11 protein-coding genes are annotated in these 17,107 nt (G+C 33.7%); 4 read left to right on the top strand and 7 right to left on the bottom strand.

The features are described from left to right. Nucleotides 1-31 precede the first annotated feature (31 nt). From SLH33_RS01670 to SLH33_RS01655, 4 genes are all read left to right on the top strand, one after another. Nucleotides 32-688: a transglutaminase-like domain-containing protein gene (locus SLH33_RS01670; RefSeq protein ID WP_320417323.1), complete on the top strand. Its 657-nt coding sequence runs from the start codon at nt 32-34 to the stop codon at nt 686-688. After that, nucleotides 688-1,260 carry a TetR/AcrR family transcriptional regulator gene (locus SLH33_RS01665; protein WP_320417322.1) on the top strand — a complete coding sequence of 191 codons (573 nt, stop codon included), beginning with the start codon at nt 688-690 and terminating at the stop codon, nt 1,258-1,260. Before SLH33_RS01670 ends, SLH33_RS01665 begins: the two co-directional genes overlap by 1 nt. A gap of 121 nt (nt 1,261-1,381) precedes the next feature. Then, nucleotides 1,382-1,993 carry a hypothetical protein gene (locus SLH33_RS01660; protein ID WP_320417321.1) on the top strand — a complete coding sequence of 204 codons (612 nt, stop codon included), beginning with the start codon at nt 1,382-1,384 and terminating at the stop codon, nt 1,991-1,993. A gap of 28 nt (nt 1,994-2,021) precedes the next feature. Then, complete coding sequence (locus tag SLH33_RS01655) at nt 2,022-4,310, top strand: CAP domain-containing protein (protein WP_320417320.1); 2,289 nt, start codon at nt 2,022-2,024, stop codon at nt 4,308-4,310. 107 nt (nt 4,311-4,417) lie between these two features. Here the strand turns inward: SLH33_RS01655 and SLH33_RS01650 are convergent, their stop codons facing one another. From SLH33_RS01650 to SLH33_RS01620, 7 genes are all read right to left on the bottom strand, one after another. Further along, nucleotides 4,418-4,756 (bottom strand): carboxymuconolactone decarboxylase family protein, encoded by a 339-nt coding sequence (locus SLH33_RS01650; protein ID WP_320417319.1) that lies wholly within the window; start codon nt 4,754-4,756, stop codon nt 4,418-4,420. A gap of 10 nt (nt 4,757-4,766) precedes the next feature. Continuing rightward, complete coding sequence (locus tag SLH33_RS01645) at nt 4,767-5,255, bottom strand: hypothetical protein (RefSeq protein ID WP_320417318.1); 489 nt, start codon at nt 5,253-5,255, stop codon at nt 4,767-4,769. A gap of 1,227 nt (nt 5,256-6,482) precedes the next feature. Further along, complete coding sequence (locus tag SLH33_RS01640; RefSeq protein ID WP_320417317.1) at nt 6,483-7,904, bottom strand: alpha-amylase family glycosyl hydrolase; 1,422 nt, start codon at nt 7,902-7,904, stop codon at nt 6,483-6,485. 10 nt (nt 7,905-7,914) lie between these two features. Further along, on the bottom strand, nt 7,915-10,035 hold the full coding sequence (locus tag SLH33_RS01635) for a glycoside hydrolase family 97 protein (RefSeq protein WP_320417316.1): 2,121 nt from the start codon (nt 10,033-10,035) through the stop codon (nt 7,915-7,917). 3 nt (nt 10,036-10,038) lie between these two features. After that, nucleotides 10,039-11,694, bottom strand: coding sequence for an alpha-amylase family glycosyl hydrolase (locus SLH33_RS01630; protein ID WP_320417315.1), 1,656 nt, complete (start codon nt 11,692-11,694; stop codon nt 10,039-10,041). Nucleotides 11,695-11,697: 3 nt separating this feature from the next. After that, nucleotides 11,698-15,171, bottom strand: a complete 3,474-nt coding sequence (locus SLH33_RS01625) for a TIM-barrel domain-containing protein (RefSeq protein WP_320417314.1) — start codon at nt 15,169-15,171, stop codon at nt 11,698-11,700. A 1-nt stretch (nt 15,172) separates the two neighbouring features. Further along, the gene (locus tag SLH33_RS01620; RefSeq protein ID WP_320417313.1) at nt 15,173-17,104 is read right to left on the bottom strand and encodes a glycoside hydrolase family 13 protein; all 1,932 of its coding nucleotides are present in this window, start codon (nt 17,102-17,104) and stop codon (nt 15,173-15,175) included. Nucleotides 17,105-17,107 lie beyond the last annotated feature (3 nt).

The raw sequence follows: 17,107 nt of genomic DNA, 5'->3' as shown, positions 1-17,107 counted from the left end.
AAATAAACCGCTAAAAATCAGTCGTCTAAAAATGGTTTTAAAAAACAAATACACTCACTATAATTTTGATTTTGACTCAGATGAAATAAAAAATCATTTAGAAAAAATTGATTTAAAGGGTTTATCTGAAAAAGAAATTGTCATTAAATTATACAAACATGTAAGAGATAATTGGCACTACTCCCCTTATAAATTCAGTTTAAAAAAATCGGATTGGAAGGCCTCAAAAATTGTAAACTATAAAAAAGGACATTGTTTAGATAAAGCGGTTTTGTTAATCACTTTTTTAAGAGCTCATAATATACCTGCAAAGTTAGGTTTGGCAAAAGTTAAAAATCATATTGCCGTGGATGATATTGTTGAAAAATTTGGTTCGGAAGAATTGGTGCCTCACGGTTATGTAGATGTATTTTTAAATGGTAAATGGGTAAAAGCTACTCCGGCTTTTAATAAGGAGCTATGTGAGATGTTAGGAGTTGCTGTATTGGAATTTGATGGAGAGAATGACTCTTTATTTCAAGAGTTTGATACAACCGGAACTAAAAATTTCATGGAATATTTAGACGATTATGGGACTTTTAACGAGGTTCCGTTAGAGTTTATGTTGGAATTATTGTTAAAACATTACCCGAATATTCAAAAAAAGAACGTAAAATTGGGCGACGTTTTAGATTTAGCCCAATTATAATGAAGAAAGACCGAGCAGCCACCGAAGAAAAAATATATAATGCTTTTTTATCTATTTTAAAAGAAAAAGGACCGCAGGGTGTGGGTATTAATGCCATTGCCAAAGAAGCCGGTGTTTCTAAAGAATTGATTTATCGTTATTTTGGTGGTTTGAAGGGCTTGCTTTTACAATATGCGCAAAAAGGAGATTTCTTTAAATCGTTACTGGTTTTAGACAATAAGGAACAAAGTAGTGTTAAGGATTTAAAAAAATTCGCTAAAGAAGGAACCAAAGAATTACGAGATAATAAACTTACTCAAGAAATTTTACGCTGGCAACTATTAGAAAATAATAGCGAAACCAAAGATCTATTTAAATACACCAACTCTCAAATTAGCAAAATTTTTGCTATTAGCGATAAAGACACTTCTCTTAATCATGCCTTTCAGTTAATGATTGGTGGTTATGTTTATTTTATACTCCTTTCTAAATTTCATAAAAAGTTTATTGATACAGACTTGACCAAAGAAGAAACTTGGGATAATTTTGATAAAGCTTTAGAAAAAACTATTGAGTTATTTAATAAAAAATAACTCATAAACATTAAAATACGTATTAAACTGAAACTAAAAACTACCTTTTAATACCGTATACAATTACGCAAAGTTTTCGCACAGAAATTTAATTTTCTATTTTTACCACAAAATTAAAAACATGAAACTTAAACAACGGTTTTTTAACCTTGTTTCTGCTTATACAAAAGACCAAGATCTAATAGATTCTTTATGGAAAGATATTAGCAAGCATTATTCTGAAAAGCATAGAGCATATCATAACATACAACATATAACAGAGCTGTTTAAGTATTATGATATTTATAAAGAACACATAAAAAAACCAGATTTATTAGCTTTTTCTATATTTTATCATGATATCATTTATAATATCTGGAAGAAAAATAATGAAGAAAAAAGTGCCGATTTTGCAGTTGAAAAGCTCTCTAAATTAATTTCTTCTAAGAATTTGAACATTATTAAAAATCACATTATAGCTACAAAAGCACACCATACTGAAGATAACGACACAAAATGGATGATAGATTTTGATCTGGCTATTTTAGGACAGTCTTCTCATACATATAAAAACTATACGCAACTTATAAAAGAAGAATATCAATTAGTGCCTTCTATCATTTATAAAAAAGGAAGAAAAAAAGTATTACAACATTTTTTAGATAAGCCTTTTATTTATGCTACTGAACTGTTTAGAGAACTGTACGAAATGAAAGCAAGAGAAAACTTAAAAAACGAATTAATAAATATTTAATACCCCAATTTTTGAACACACTTTTTCTATGAAAAAATTATTAATCCTCATTACTTTTTTTAACATACAACTATTATTTTCTCAAATGTCAGCTACTGAAGAAGCCTCTTTGGCTGAAATGATGGTTAAAAAAGTAAACCTCCTTAGAAAGAAAAAAGGAATTCATCCTTTAAAGAGAAATGCTCATTTAGCAGAAGCCGCAAAATTTCATGCAGATTTTATGTCTTCTAACACCACTGCAACACATCTTCAAGAAGAAGAATTGTATAAAACACCCTTAAAAAGAGTACAGTACTTTACTACAGATTTTGAAGAGGTAGAAGAAAATATAATAAGTACCAGAAGAATTAATCCGCCTTTTGTAAAGAAAAGACTTGATTTTATAGCCAACATGATCTTTAATTCATGGAAAAAATCTCCAGAGAATTATAAAAACATGATCTCTAGCTCGTTTGGTTATACCGATTTTGGTTTTACATACAACCCCTCATCAAAACAAGTGTATGCAACCCAGGTTTTAGGTAACAAAAAATACAAAGTCCCTAATCAATTATCAGAATATGCTTTTGGTATAAAATCAGACACTACTAACTGTAGCAATCATACACATTTAACAGCTAACTTAGCAAATTACCTTAGCATTGAAAACAATGAAATTGTATTTGCATATAATGATATTAATCACATATCAAAAATCATAACTGGTGCTAATGATGGTTTTGCTATTGATTTAGTTACAAGAGAACAATTACAATGTAACACTCCAAATAAATTAGATGCATCAGATATTTATGACGGAATTCTATTAAAACCTATTTACAAAAATGAGCTGTTTGCCAACAATAAAGCTGAAAATGATCAAAAACTTGTTGTTTCATTAGGCAAGGTTCCAGCATTTTTAAAAGATCAGGAACTAAGTGCGAACCTTATTGTTTTAAAAGAAAACACAAAATGTAGCTATAGTGTTCCTACAGCTACCATAGCAGGCAAACGTTTTCAATTACTGCATATTGAACCTAAATTAGAAGTTCCTTATATAGATTTAAGAAATCAAGGTATTTACATTGCTAAAGAAATATTTTTCGACTTTGAAACTTCAAAAACAACAACTGATAAATATACACAAGCAAATTTTGATTTAGATAAAGTACATTCTTTTGATATAAAAAGCTATACATCTATAGATGGAAGTGAAAAAGCTAATGAACTCATTCAAAACAAACGTGCTGCCTTTATTAAAAAACATATTGGTGATGTTTTAGGCTTTAGCTTAGACTTTACAAAGGTGAATATTGATGCTCGAGCTAATTGGCCTTTGTTTGATTATCAGCTAGAATTGTATGGTTATAAAGATAAATTAAACCTGTCTAAAGCTGCTAAAAGAGCGTTTGCTAATGGAACGCTTAAAAATACTTGGGAAAAACAATTTGCGCAACAAAGAAAATCAAAACTTATTGCTTTTCAACATGGCTATTGGAACAGAAATAATAAACAACACGGTTTTTATAACTTGTTAAACGGTTTAATTACAGATAATGTGCACCTGGTAAATAAATCTCTAACACTACTTTACAACAAAGAAGTAAATTATGATTTAGACAAAGATTTTATTTTAGATAAGTTGTTAAGAAATAAAGATTTAGTGCAAAATGTATCTGCTTTGTTTACCAAACACTTAGATGCTTATAATATTGATTATGTAGTATATTTTATCAATTATTGGTTAACAAGATCTGAATCTTTAAACGCAGAGGCTCAAAAAAACTTATTAAACCTATATACCCATACTACTTTTAAAGTATTACAAAACTGGAATGAAGACAGTAAAAATGCAGCTAGAATATTACATCCAGACAATGTAGAAACTTTATTTAAAGTGTACAAAGCCAAAAATACGGTAGATGCCCTTTATGTAAATTATCATATGACCAAAATTGAATATTTCAATAAGCTAGATCAAAAAGATAGAATTCAAGAATCTTTTGATTTTGTGACTGCGAATTATAAAAACAATGCAAAAACAATTGATGATAAAATAGCTTTGGCTTCTTTTTTTAAAGTTTGGCATGCTTCTGATGCTGCCAAAGAATTGTTATTAGAAGAATATGCTACTAACAGTTTAAATGAAGAGGGTACTTTTATGCTGATTAAAATTTTACTTGTAAATGCTACTAAAAATCAAGAAGTGTTAGCTAAACTTCAAGAAAAAGCTATACAGTTTAATAAAGAAAGATGGTGTAATTGGATGACGAAAGATTTTCAAAACCTACGATTAAAATCTATAAAAAAGTGGTACTGCTTAACGTGTAATAAGTAATGTAAATTATTAAAAAAGTAGCAAGCCTTTCCAAAAAGTAGTAAACTTTGAATTGGAAAGGCTTGTGTTTTTTTAAACCCCTTTCAGGTAAGGATTAAGTAACCTGCTTATGCATTAAACTGTTTCAATGCTTCCATGGCTTCACAACCATACACTACAGATGGTCCACCTCCCATTAATATAGCAACACCAATGGTTTCCATAATTTCTTCATTGGTTGCTCCAGCCTTTAGCGCATCATGCACATGAAAAGCAATACACCCATCACAACGTACAGTAATAGCTATACCCAGCGCTATTAATTCTTTTACCTTAGAGCTTAAAACACCTTGGGTAATTGTTTTTTCATGCAACTCCCCAAAAGAAGTCATGGTGTTAGGTATCTTTCCTCCTAGTTCTTCCATAGCATTAGCTATGAATTCGTAATGCTTTACATAGTTTTTCATCAGTAATCCGTTAGTTTGTAAGTAAATGCTCTAGCTTTTCTAATTCTACCACATGTTCAGTTATTTTAAACGTTTCCATTCTGTTACTTCTAAAATTTTTAACAAAGTCAACAATATCATCTTCCAAAGTCTCATGTTCCTTTCTAAATAAATCAGAATCATAGGTAAAAGGATCTTTACTTAAAGCTGATAAATGTGTTAGGTGTTTGTCTACCCTTTTTAGCAATTCTTTTACTTCTTCTTTAAGTTTATACAGCTTATGAGCTATTGTTTTAACTTCTTCGGTGTTTTGTTTGTTAATAATCCAAATAAAATATTTCTCAATAAGATGATGGAGAAATGTTAAATCTCCCTTGTAAAATTCTAGATCAGATTTCCAATGTTCTGCCAGTAAATACAACTGACTCCATTCTGCTTTCCAAAGGTAATTGCCTTTTGGTCTTTGTCTTATACTTTCCATGGCTATGGTTTTTAAATTAACAGCCTTAAAATTAACCATTCAAAACACTGTTTAAAATGATAATTATCAGATAATTATAAAAAACCTTATTTAATTTAATTTAATTTTTATATGGCTAATTAAAGGAAAGGATATTTCATTACGCTGTAGTAATGGTATGACAAGGAAAAATAGGCAGGAACCATGTGTTTGTCTGTCAATTAGAATGTAAGCGTCATTACGAGAGAGGCACGAACGAAGTAATCTCACTATTTATAACTCTAAATTCAAAGATTGCTTCGTTCCTCGCAATGACGTAATACAACGTTATTACGAAGGAGGAACGAGTGAAGTAATCTATTTATCATTGTCATTTCGACCACTGACGAGAAATCACATGGGGCATATCTTAATGATACACTTCCATTACTTTGAGATTCCTGCCTTCGCAGGAATGACATGCATTAATAAAAGTTGATGAGACCCTTCGGACTAATGTCAGTTAGAATGTAGGCGTCATTACGAGTGAGGCACGAACGAAGTAATCTCTTAATTCATAACTCTAAACTTAAAGATTGCTTCGTTCCTCGCAATGACGTAATACAACGTTATTACGAAGGAGGAACGAGTGAAGTAATCTATTTATCATTGTCATTTCGACCACTGACGAGAAATCACATGGGGCATATCTTAATGATACACTTCCATTACTTTGAGATTCCTGCCTTCGCAGGAATGACATGCATTAATAAAAGTTGATGAGACCCTTCGGACTAATGTCAATTAGAATGTAGGCGTCATTACGAGAGAGGCACGAACGAAGTAATCTATTTATCACTGTCATTTCGAGCACAGACGAGAAATCACATGAGGCATATCTTAATGATACACTTCCATTACTTTGAGATTCCTGTCTCCGCAGGAATAACAAATATTTTAAAAAAGAGAATGTTACACACCAAAACTTAGTATGACTCTTTTTGTGGTGCAGGTAGATTTATTAACATAAGGGCACAAAAAAAGCTCAGAAACTAGTTAGCAAGGTGTTTTGAGCTTTTACATGACTTAGGCTTAAAAGTTCCCGCTTTTAAATCTAATCTGTAGCTAAAGTACTAATAAATTGATGAATATGTATGTTAAATTTTTCTTTTTCTAATAGTTATTCGATTTTTATGAGGGTTTGCTGTCTACATTTCTCTTGTTAATACAACATTTATAACGGGCGGTATTCATAAAAAATGGGACAGCCTTAGCTATCCCATTACTCAACTCAAATAATTTAAAAAATTACTTTGTTAAAATCTTAAACTCCCAAGGCTGTAATGTCAATTGCTCCTCATTGAAATCTACCAAAGAGTGGTTGATATAATCTGTATAAGTACCCTTAACTGTATTTTCAATGGTTTGTGGTTCTTTAGACAAGTTTGCAATATAGGTTACTCTATTATCTCCCTTAGCTCTTTCAAAAGCTAAAACATTCTCGTTTTTAGTATCTATTTTTGTATAGGAAGCAGCATTTTTACCTCCGTGTAATGCTTCATTTTCATTCTTTAACTTCCCCAATTTTTGAAGAAGTGCCCACTCCTCTCCTTTCGTTTTCGGAATAGAATCTTTTTCAAAGAACTTCAAACGATGTTTTAATCCGTATTCTTGACCCGAATAAATTAATGGCATTCCCGGAGCTACATAACTTAACGCTGTAAAAGCTTTCCATGAATCTCCCATACGCTCTTCAATAGTTCCACTCCATGAATTTTCATCATGGTTGGTAACAAAGGTCATTAAAATATCATCACCTTCATAACGAGCAGTATCTTTACTATACGTCTCATCCCAATGTGCTACTTTGTGTTCTCCTTTAGCTATATGATTCATTGCATGGTGGCGATCCCATCCGTAAGCCATATCAAACAAGTTGTCTTTTAACAATTCCGGTTCCCAAGCCTCAGCTAACATAAAAATATCTTTTTGAGCGCGTAATTGCGGAATTGCTTCCTGCCAGAAATCTGTAGGAACAGAACCCGCAACATCGCAACGGAAACCATCTACACCTTCTTTAGTAATCCAATAGCTCATGTCTTTTACCATTTGAGTTCTTAACCCTTTGCTATCGTAATTTAAATCAGCAACATCTGCCCAACCTACAGGCGTACCGTCTTCATTCAACGGATCTGTAATTTCTCCTTTGGCATTTTTAGTGTAGAATTCAGGATTGGTTTTTAACCATGTGTGATCCCATCCTGTGTGGTTTGGAACCCAGTCTAAAATCACATACATATCATTATCGTGTGCAGTTTTCACCAATTCACGGAAATCTTCGATCGTACCAAATTCCGAATTGATCTTCGTAAAATCAGACACCGCATAATAGCTTCCTAACATACGATTGCGTATTTCCGGATCTTCAATTTCACTAGCAAATTCACCTCCAGTAGCTTTACGTTTGGTTTGTGAAATAGGAAAAACCGGCATTAACCAAATGATTTTCACTCCCAATTCTTTTAACTGCGGAATGTCTTTCGTAAAAGCATCAAAAGTTCCTTCTTTTGAATATTGACGGATGTTTGCCTCGTAAATAACTGCATTTTCCATCATTGCAGCAGAAACAGGAACAATGGTTTTAACTTCTTCTGTTTTTGTTTCTTTTTGTTCAGTTTTACAAGCAAAAACTAATGCAGATAATGCTATCAGGGATAAAATTCTTCTCATAATAGTTGTTTTATTGTTTTTGTAGACTTATTGCTACTCCACCACCTTCAGCAAGTCTTAAAGTAAGCTTAGAGTCTTTAGTTATCGTTTGTGTTTCTATAGCTAACGCTGTTGGATTATCATTCCAATGTGCGTCTTTCGCATCTTTATAAATTGTAGCTGTGTAGGTAGCCTTATCATCAAGGAAATCAAAATCAATCGTAATTTCTCTTGCGTTTTCATCGGTAATACTTCCTACAAACCAATTTTCAGTATTTCTTTCTTTACGAGCTATGGTTACATAATCACCAATTTCGCCATTTAATACCTTGGTTTTCTCCCAATCTACCCCTACATCTTTGATAAATTGAAGCGGTTTTGGGTTGGCTTCATAATGCTCTACCAAGTCAGCTGCCATTTGCACAGGACTGTAAATAACCACATACAACGCCAATTGTTGTGCTAACGTAGTGTTTACCTGATTGTCCTTTTTGTATTTGTCGAATTTGATATCAAAAATACCTGGGGTAAAATCGATCGGACCCGCTAACATACGTGTAAAAGCAACAATGGGTAAATGTTCTGGTGGATTACCTCCATCTGGAGACCACGCATTGAATTCTTGTCCGCGTAACCCTTCTCTTGAAATGATATTCGGATACGTACGTCTTAATCCTGTAGCTTTAATAGGCTCATGTGCATTTACAGCAACCTGATATTTTGCTGCTTTAATAGCGGCATTATTATATTGATTGACCATGTATTGCCCATGATGATATTCTCCTTTCGGAATAATTTTACCCACATACCCCGATTTTACAGCGTGCATTCTGTATTTCTGCATCAAAGCATAGGCAGTGTCTTGTTGCTTTTCATAGGTTTGTGTTGCTGCAGATGTTTCATGATGCATAATAATTTCTACCCCTTTTTCTTTAGCATAACGCGTAACTTCGTCTAGATTGTAATCAGGATATGGCGTTACAAAATCGAACACTCCTTCCCTATCTTCAAAACCAATCCAACGTTCCCAACCGGTATTCCAACCTTCTACTAAAACACCTTTGATGTTATTTTTTGCTGAAAAATCAATGAAACGTTTTACATTTTCGGTAGTTGCACCATGACGTCCGTGAGCTTTTCCGGTATCTTTCCATTGTCCATCTACCTGCTCCATTCCGTAATCCCAAGACGATTTTCCTAAGTGCATTTCCCACCAAACACCAGTGTATTTCATCGGTGTAAACCAAGAAACATCTCCTAATTTGTTAGGTTCATTCAAATTAACAATTAGGTTAGATTCGATCAAATCAGGTGCATTATCAGTAATCTGGATCGTTCTCCAAGGCGTGTTGAACGGTACTGTTTGTTTTACTTTGTAATCTTGATTGTCAGAACCTACTAAAATACTTTTTAAAGACAATTTTTCAGTATCCACTCCCAAGGTCATTCCTGAATAATCTACCAAAGCAGCCTCATGAAAGCTTAAGTGTAACCCATCTTTACCCACCATAGTTACCGGTGTGTTTACTGCTTTGTTTGGAATAGATGTTTGTGCCAACGCACTATTTACCTTGTAGTTTTCAGTATCGATTTCTGAAAGTTTTGTAGTACTGTACAAGTGCTCGTAAATATCCCAATCACCCGGAATCCAAAACGTTTTATAATCTTCTGTCAAATTGAATTCTGTGTTTTCTTCGGTAATGAAAACCTCTTTTAAACCCGGTTGTTCAGGAAACTCATATCGGAAACCAATTCCGTCATCATACACCCTAAAAACTACATTTAGTTTTCTTTTTTCTTCGGATGTTTCTTCTAACTCAACTTTTAATTCATTGTAATGGTTTACCACATCCAACTGTTCTCCCCAAGGCATTTGCCAAGTTTCATTGAATGTATTTGTAATGGTTTTTACAATTTTAAAATTATCGTTTAACGCTTCAACGTTTTTAAAATCAAATCCTAAAAAAGAAGGAGCAATCACGGTTTTATTATTGAATGTTACTTGATACAACGGCTTACCTTTTTCGTTGATATCAACATCAACTTTTATGGCAGAATTTGGCGAAGCTACAGATGTTGTTAAAGATTCGGTTTTACACGATACCAAACCCATCAAAAGAAAAACGGCTGCTATTTTTGCTATAAATTTCATCACTTATTTCTTTTCTAGTAATACAATATCGAATGCTGAATTTACAGCAACCTTTCCTTCTTTTACTTCAACATCTTGATTAGAATACGCATCATGAAGCGTTGTACCCTCTTCAAATACTTTTGAAACATCTACCGTCTTCTCTCCTTCTGCTAAATCCAACCCGATCACAACTTCATCTGTAAAATCTCCTTTAGCATACACTCTTGAAAACACATATGGTTTTTCAGAAAGCATTTGGTGCACTCCTGCTCCAACAGCTGGATGATTTTTTCTAAACTGACCTAATTTTTGCCAATACGCTAACACTTTTTGAGTTTCAACATTGCTAGTTATATCATTCCAGTTCATGTTTGAACGTAAGGTCGCATCCCCTACCGTTCCTTCAATAACTAAACTTCTTGCGGTTTCATCTCCGTAATATACTTGTGAAGTTCCTGGAGATAATAATAATTTTGTAGCAGTTTCAAATGGCTTCTCACGTTTTGGATCAAATGGTTGTCCGTCATCATGAGATGATAAATAATTCAAAATTCCGTAACCTTTTAAATTCGTATGCAGGCTATCAGAATAACGCTTAAACATTGTTTCTTTGTCTTGTTGAGCAGAATTCCACTTGATTTCAAAATTGATCAAACTATTAAAACTTTTATCAAAATAGTTCACCTTTTTATCACCAAAATCAAAAGCTTTTCCAGCACTAATTCCGTAGTTATAAACTTCTCCCACTAAATAGAAACCGTTGTCATCTAACACCTTATCAGCATTGTTTTCTTTCCATTTAGCAAAGGCGTAATCACATTCTTTTCTAAATTCTTGCCACACGCTCTCTTCAGTATGCTTTACCGTATCTACACGGTAACCGTCAATTCCGAATTCGGTGATATAATCGGTCAACCACTTCATAATGTAAAAACGTGGTGCTCTTGGATACCCAGTTCTTGTGAAAAATTCATCTAACTCAGCTATTTCTTGCTCATATCTACCCTCAGCCTTCCATTTTTCAACCAATTGAGGAGGTAAATCAACAGCTTCGTTGCTTTCTGTTAATATATCCGGTAGGTTTTTAACCAAAGTACAAGTTACCGTGGTTTCATAGTTTTGATAGGTACATTGAGGTTCTGTACGTACCCAATCACTTGGCCAAACAGGATCTTTCTCTGTAACCGGACCGGTATGATTAATTACTGCATCTAATAAAATACGGATTCCTTTTTTGTGAGCAGCAGCCACCAATTCGTGTAAATCTTCTTTGGTTCCATAATTTGGGTCGATAGCTGTCCAGTCTTTCGTCCAATATCCGTGAAAACCATAGGTTAATCCGGTACTTTCGTCCGTTCCATCATGGATTTGCTCAACAATTGGTGTCATCCAAATAGCGTTGATCCCTAAATCGGTAAAATACCCTTCATTGATCTTTTGAGTGATTCCTTTAATGTCTCCTCCTTCAAATCCACGAAGTTTACCAGTTTCTTTAGTTCTGTCGAAGTTTACGTCGTTCGATGCATCTCCGTTATTGAATCTATCAGTTAATAAGAAGTATAAATTCGCTCCTTCCCAAACAAAAGGAACTTCTTTTTTTACTACTGCTGGCTTTTCTTTTGTATCACAACTTACAATAAGTATTGTAACAATGATGAGTGTTAGTAATCGTTTCACGATCTAAAATTTTATGGTTAGTTGTTTCTTTTTATAGGTATTCCATTGAATTGGAATGAATAGTTTGTTATCCTTCTCACTCCAAGCAAAATCGAGTGTTTTTTTACCAAACTTTACTTTTTTAGGCTGTTTCTGAACATTATGAACAATAACATTGATGTTCTTCGTTTCAGTTTTATACTTCGCCCCTGTTTGTGCTGTAAAATCTATTTCAATACACTTTTTACTGGTTTCAGCTTCAAATTTTAATAATTCAAACTGTCCCTTTTCAAAAGCGTCGGCTGTAAGTCCGTCATCATTGTATAACTTTCCTGTACTTTTTGAAACGGAAGTATCATGGTAATAATGTACATCAAATGTTGAAGCTGAATACTCATCGGTAGTTTGTACTAATTTAGCTATCGGAATAAACGCTCCTGCTCTTACAAATGTTGGAATTGAGTTTTCCTTTACAGTTACTGACTTCGTTTGTCCGCCTGCAAATTTTTCATCAGAATAAAAATCAAACCAAGTACTGTTTTCCGGAAAAATCACCTCTTTTTTTGTGACACCAGCTTCTAAAATCGGAGCCACTAAAAAATCATTTCCCCATAAATAGCTTGATGATTTCTCAACTAATTTTTCATCTTCAAAGAATAACGGACGCATCAATGGTGCTCCAGTTTGATTATTTTCAAACGCTAAGGTGTAGTTATAAGGCAATAATTGATAACGTAATTCAATAGCTTCTTTGGCTAATTGTTTTGCTTTTTCAGCTCTAAACACAGGTTCACTAGGAACTTCTTCTTGTGCATGCGGACGGTAAATAGGTTGAAAAACACCGTATTGTAACCAACGTACATACAATTCATCATCTAAATTAGCTCCTGCAAATCCGCCTAAATCACTATGCATATAGGCTAAACCTTGCATTCCCATTTGTAAGGCAATTTCTGGTTGACTTTGCAATCCACCCCAAGTTCTGTTTACATCTCCAGACCACGGAATAAAACCAAAACGTTGTGATCCTGAATAACCTGCACGCATTAAAATGAATGGTCTGGTTTCTGGAAAGTCTTTTTTGTAACCTTCATACACCAATTTAGCCCATTCATGTCCATAGGTATTATGAACTTCATTAGCAGCCCCTGTATGATGTTGCACCCAAGACGGATGCACTTCTGGCTCTCCTAAATCACCCCAAATACCTGTAACACCTTTGTTGGCTAAATCTTTATAAATACCCCAAAACCATTCTTTAGCTTCAGGCTTGTAAATATCAATAATACCCGTGTTTCCAAAGAAGAAATCGTAGCGGGCTGGATTCCCAATAGAATCTTTTGCTAGCACATCCTTATCAACCGCTTCTTGCCATCTTTTGGAAGAACTTAACACAAAAGGTTCTGTAATGGTTACGGTTTTAACTCCTTTATCTTTTAAACGTTGAACCATTCCTTCAAAATCCGGGAAAGAATCTTTAAAAACTTCTAAATTTCCCATGGTTTTCTTAATGCCTTTTCCAAACCAATACAAGTCCAGAATAATAGCATCTACAGGAATGTTCTCTTCTTTAAATTTTTGAATTGTATGTTCGGTTTCCTCTTGAGAATGGTACCCAAATCGACTAGAAAAATTACCCAAAGCCCAACGTGGTGGCATAGGCTGTTTTCCTGTTAAATAGGTATAATTATCAATAAGATCTAACCAGGAGTCACCCACAATAACTTGGTACGTTTTACGACCAGAAATGGTTTCGTAGGTAAGTGTATTATCTTTTCTGCTGTCTAAATCTAAATACCCAATGGGTGCATTGTCAAAATGGATCATGTATTTCTTTGAAGAAGCTACTATTGGCAAGGTAAAGTTCATTAACTCAGAATGCGTTTCGTAACCATAATGTGCACGATTGTATAGTCGCAATCGATTACCACGCCTATTCATGTCTAACGCTCTGGCTCCTCCTCCATATAACACTTCATCCTCAGTTACACTAAATTGAATGGTTTCAAAATCATCATTTTTTTGATACCCATTTCTCTCTGAGGTAATTGGTTTTCCTTTGTAAGAATATGAAATTTGAAACGGTTCTTTTTGAATAGTAACCGTTAATCCTGAGGTTTTTAACGTTGCTTTATCAACTTTGTTTGTAAACGTTGAAGAAATAGCATTTGGCTCTAAAACAACAGCATGTGAGGTGTTTTTGAACGTTTCTCCGTTGGGAATAAAAGTCGTTTCTATAATTTTAGAAGCATATGGTGTAATTTTATAGACACCATCACTCACTTTTACTTCAACAAATTGATTGTCTATGAATTCAGCGCTGATAAACTCACGTTTTTTAACTTCTTCAGGAAACAACCAAAGTATGGCTTCTTCATAGTTGGTTCGCCATAATTCTTCATTGTGTTGACCTTCAGGAACTACTTTTGATTGTATATTTTTAGCAGGAAATTGCTGTGCTTTTAGAATAGTTATCATACTATTCATATCCTTAACAGTCTGACTAATTTCTTGTCGTGAAGTATTTGTACCTTCTTTTCCGCCTGCTAAAAAATACATTTTTGTGTCTTGAATATTTCCTTTTTCTTTTGAAAAAGCATTCACTTCCGGCGCAAACCAAAATGCTGGTGAAAACACACCAATTTTCCCAAAAACATTAGGGTATTTCAAAGCTGCATAATGCGAAATTAAGCCACCCATTGAGCTTCCAATAATCGCTGTACTATTTTTATCTGTTTGAGTTTTATACTTTGTATCGATATATGGTTTTAAGGTTTTAACGATAAATTCCATATACGCTTCACCTTCTCCTCCACCATATTTTGAATGCTTCCAAGGTGAATATTCATCTAACCGTTTATCACCTCCGTTGTCTATTCCAACAACAATAAAACTCATGTTTTTATCTCTAAAAAGCTTATTTAAAGTCTCATCAACTTCCCATTCTCCTGAAAAGGATGTGCTTTTGTCAAAAATATTTTGACCATCGTGCATGTAAATTACCGGAAACGATCTATTTGCAGTCTCATAATTTGGCGGTAGATACACCCAAACACGACGTTCTCTGTTTAATTGCGGAATTTTAAAGGTTTCTGAAATAACAGATACATTTTTAGCCGCTGATGATTTATTGGCAACATCTTCTCCTTGCCAACTTGCAATTTTTACAAAAACAGTGTCCTTCTCTTTTGTTTTCTTATAAACACGATTATCTATTTGAGCCCCGTTTTTATCACGTTCAACCGTTTGCCAATTTCCTAAAGTGAATTTGAATAAAGTAGTTTCTTCTTTAAACGGAACTGTAATTGTGTAAGTTTTATCAACTTTTTTAAGCTTGTAAGCATCAGTCCCACCTGTCCAACCTTCAAATTCTCCAGAGATGTAAATTGAGTCCTCAAAATTATGATTATCCGGTAGTTCATTAACAACAAACGTTACTTGACTGTTTATTGTAGTTGCTAGGAAAAAGCTAAAAAGTATAAAAAGTAAGTTTCTCATTTTAAAGTTTTGTTGTGAGTAATAAACAACCTTTTTTGTCTAACTTAATATCATCTCCCCAAATTATTGACTCACCTGTAACTATATTTTTAAGCTGTTTTCCTGATAAGTCCATTTCAGCATAGCGTTTTAGATCAATGGTTATAGGTTTATCATTTTTGTTTAGAATTAGCATCACTGTTTCATCATTAGTAACTCTGAACAAGAAATAGGTATTCATAAACGGAGCAAAATGAATTGTTTTCCCATCATGAATAGCTTTGCTATTTTTTCTGTGATTCAATACTTTTTTAAGGAAAGATTGCATTTCTTTTTGATCAGTATTCAATCCTTCACCGTTAAACGCATTGGTTATATCTCCTTCCCAACCACCAGGGAAATCGGTACGGATTAAACCATGATCGTGAGGTTTTGCGGTATTTTGAATCAACACTTCTGTTCCGTAATAAATTTGCGCAACTCTAGGAATTGTTAACATGTAACTCAACGCCATTTTGGTAAGTGTAAGATCTTCATTTAACTGCGTAAAAATGCGATCCATATCGTGATTATCAGGGAAAATCATCAGTTTTTCAGGATCAGCATACGCAAAATCGTTCGCTAAACCTTCGTAAACTTTTACCAAACCTTTATCCCAAGACTCTTTTTCTTTTAAAGCCTGTACAATATTACTTTGCATAGGAAAATCCATTGCAGAAGTTAAATGAGATTCGTATCCGTCTTTATTATCAGCTCCTTTTTGCCAATAACGAATTAATAACGGATTTAAGCTCCACTCCTCACCTACAATACTAAAGTTTGGATATTCTTCCATAATAGCACCAGACCAATCACTCATAAAGTTTTTATCTGGATACGGATACGTATCTTGACGAATTCCTCCTAATTGCAAGGTTTCTATCCACCAAATACTATTTTGGATAATGTATTTAGCCATAAACGGATTACGCTGATTCAAATCGGGCATTGCTGCGACAAACCATCCTTCTGAAAATCCTTTTTTATCATTTTCAGAAGCATATAAATCTTGATTTGTGGTTCTTCTATGATTAGAATTTATATTCTTCTCCCATGTCCAGTTATCAATATTGTCTTCGTAATTCTTTTGGTTATTCACCCAATCATTAAAAGGTAAATCTTTCATCCACCAATGTTCCAAACCACAGTGATTTGCAACCTGATCCATGATGAGCTTCATCCCTTTTTTCTTCATTTCAGAAGATAAATTCTTGTACTCTTCTAAAGTTCCGAAACGAGAATCTACTTGATAAAAATCGGTAATTGCATAACCATGGTAAGACGATTCCGGCATGTCGTTAATTAACACAGGAGTTGGCCAAATGGCTGTAAAGCCCATATCATTTATATAATCTAAATGATTGGTAATACCGGTGATATCACCTCCATGTCTGCTATAATCGTTTTTTCTATTAAGTTTTTTCTCTTTTAAAGATGCAAACTCGTCATTGGAAGTATCTCCATTCGCAAAACGATCTGGAGTAATTAAATATACAGCATCCGAACTATTGAAACCTACATACGCATCCGCAGATTTTTCACGAGCTTTTAACTCGTAAGTATGCTGTTTTTTAGTTCCGTTTTCAAAGGTAAAAACAATGTCAAACTTTCCTGCTTTGGTATGTTCAGCAATGTTTACATCAATAAAAAGGTAGTTTGGACTGGTTCCTTTTGATACTTTTTCAATAGAAACTCCGCTATAAGAAATTTCAGGTTTTGCCTCACTAATACCATCTTCTTTTACTAACAACTGTAATTTGGTGTTTTTAAAACCAATCCACCAATGTGGTGGCTCAACACGTTCTAACGTAGAGTTTGATACTTCTACAATAGCATTATCAGTATGTTTTTCCTCTTTTTTACAAGAGGTAAAAGCAATTAAAAAAAGACATAGTAGTGAGACGGAACCTTTCATTTG

The organism is Tenacibaculum sp. IB213877, assembly GCF_034043975.1.
GTDB lineage: Bacteria > Bacteroidota > Bacteroidia > Flavobacteriales > Flavobacteriaceae > Polaribacter.
The sequence above is the reverse complement of the archived record's forward strand: the minus strand, read 5'-3'. Positions and strand labels throughout refer to the sequence as shown.

Bases quoted from the DNA above. Each gene is read 5' to 3' on its own strand.
- SLH33_RS01670 (WP_320417323.1), top strand. From the start codon at position 32: ATGGTTTTAAAAAACAAATACACTCACTATAATTTTGATTTTGACTCA.
- SLH33_RS01665 (WP_320417322.1), top strand. From the start codon at position 688: ATGAAGAAAGACCGAGCAGCCACCGAAGAAAAAATATATAATGCTTTT.
- SLH33_RS01650 (WP_320417319.1), bottom strand. From the start codon at position 4,756: ATGAAAAACTATGTAAAGCATTACGAATTCATAGCTAATGCTATGGAA.
- SLH33_RS01645 (WP_320417318.1), bottom strand. From the start codon at position 5,255: ATGGTTAATTTTAAGGCTGTTAATTTAAAAACCATAGCCATGGAAAGT.
- SLH33_RS01660 (WP_320417321.1), top strand. From the start codon at position 1,382: ATGAAACTTAAACAACGGTTTTTTAACCTTGTTTCTGCTTATACAAAA.
- SLH33_RS01625 (WP_320417314.1), bottom strand. From the start codon at position 15,171: ATGAGAAACTTACTTTTTATACTTTTTAGCTTTTTCCTAGCAACTACA.
- SLH33_RS01655 (WP_320417320.1), top strand. From the start codon at position 2,022: ATGAAAAAATTATTAATCCTCATTACTTTTTTTAACATACAACTATTA.
- SLH33_RS01640 (WP_320417317.1), bottom strand. From the start codon at position 7,904: ATGAGAAGAATTTTATCCCTGATAGCATTATCTGCATTAGTTTTTGCT.
- SLH33_RS01620 (WP_320417313.1), bottom strand. From the start codon at position 17,104: ATGAAAGGTTCCGTCTCACTACTATGTCTTTTTTTAATTGCTTTTACC.
- SLH33_RS01635 (WP_320417316.1), bottom strand. From the start codon at position 10,035: ATGAAATTTATAGCAAAAATAGCAGCCGTTTTTCTTTTGATGGGTTTG.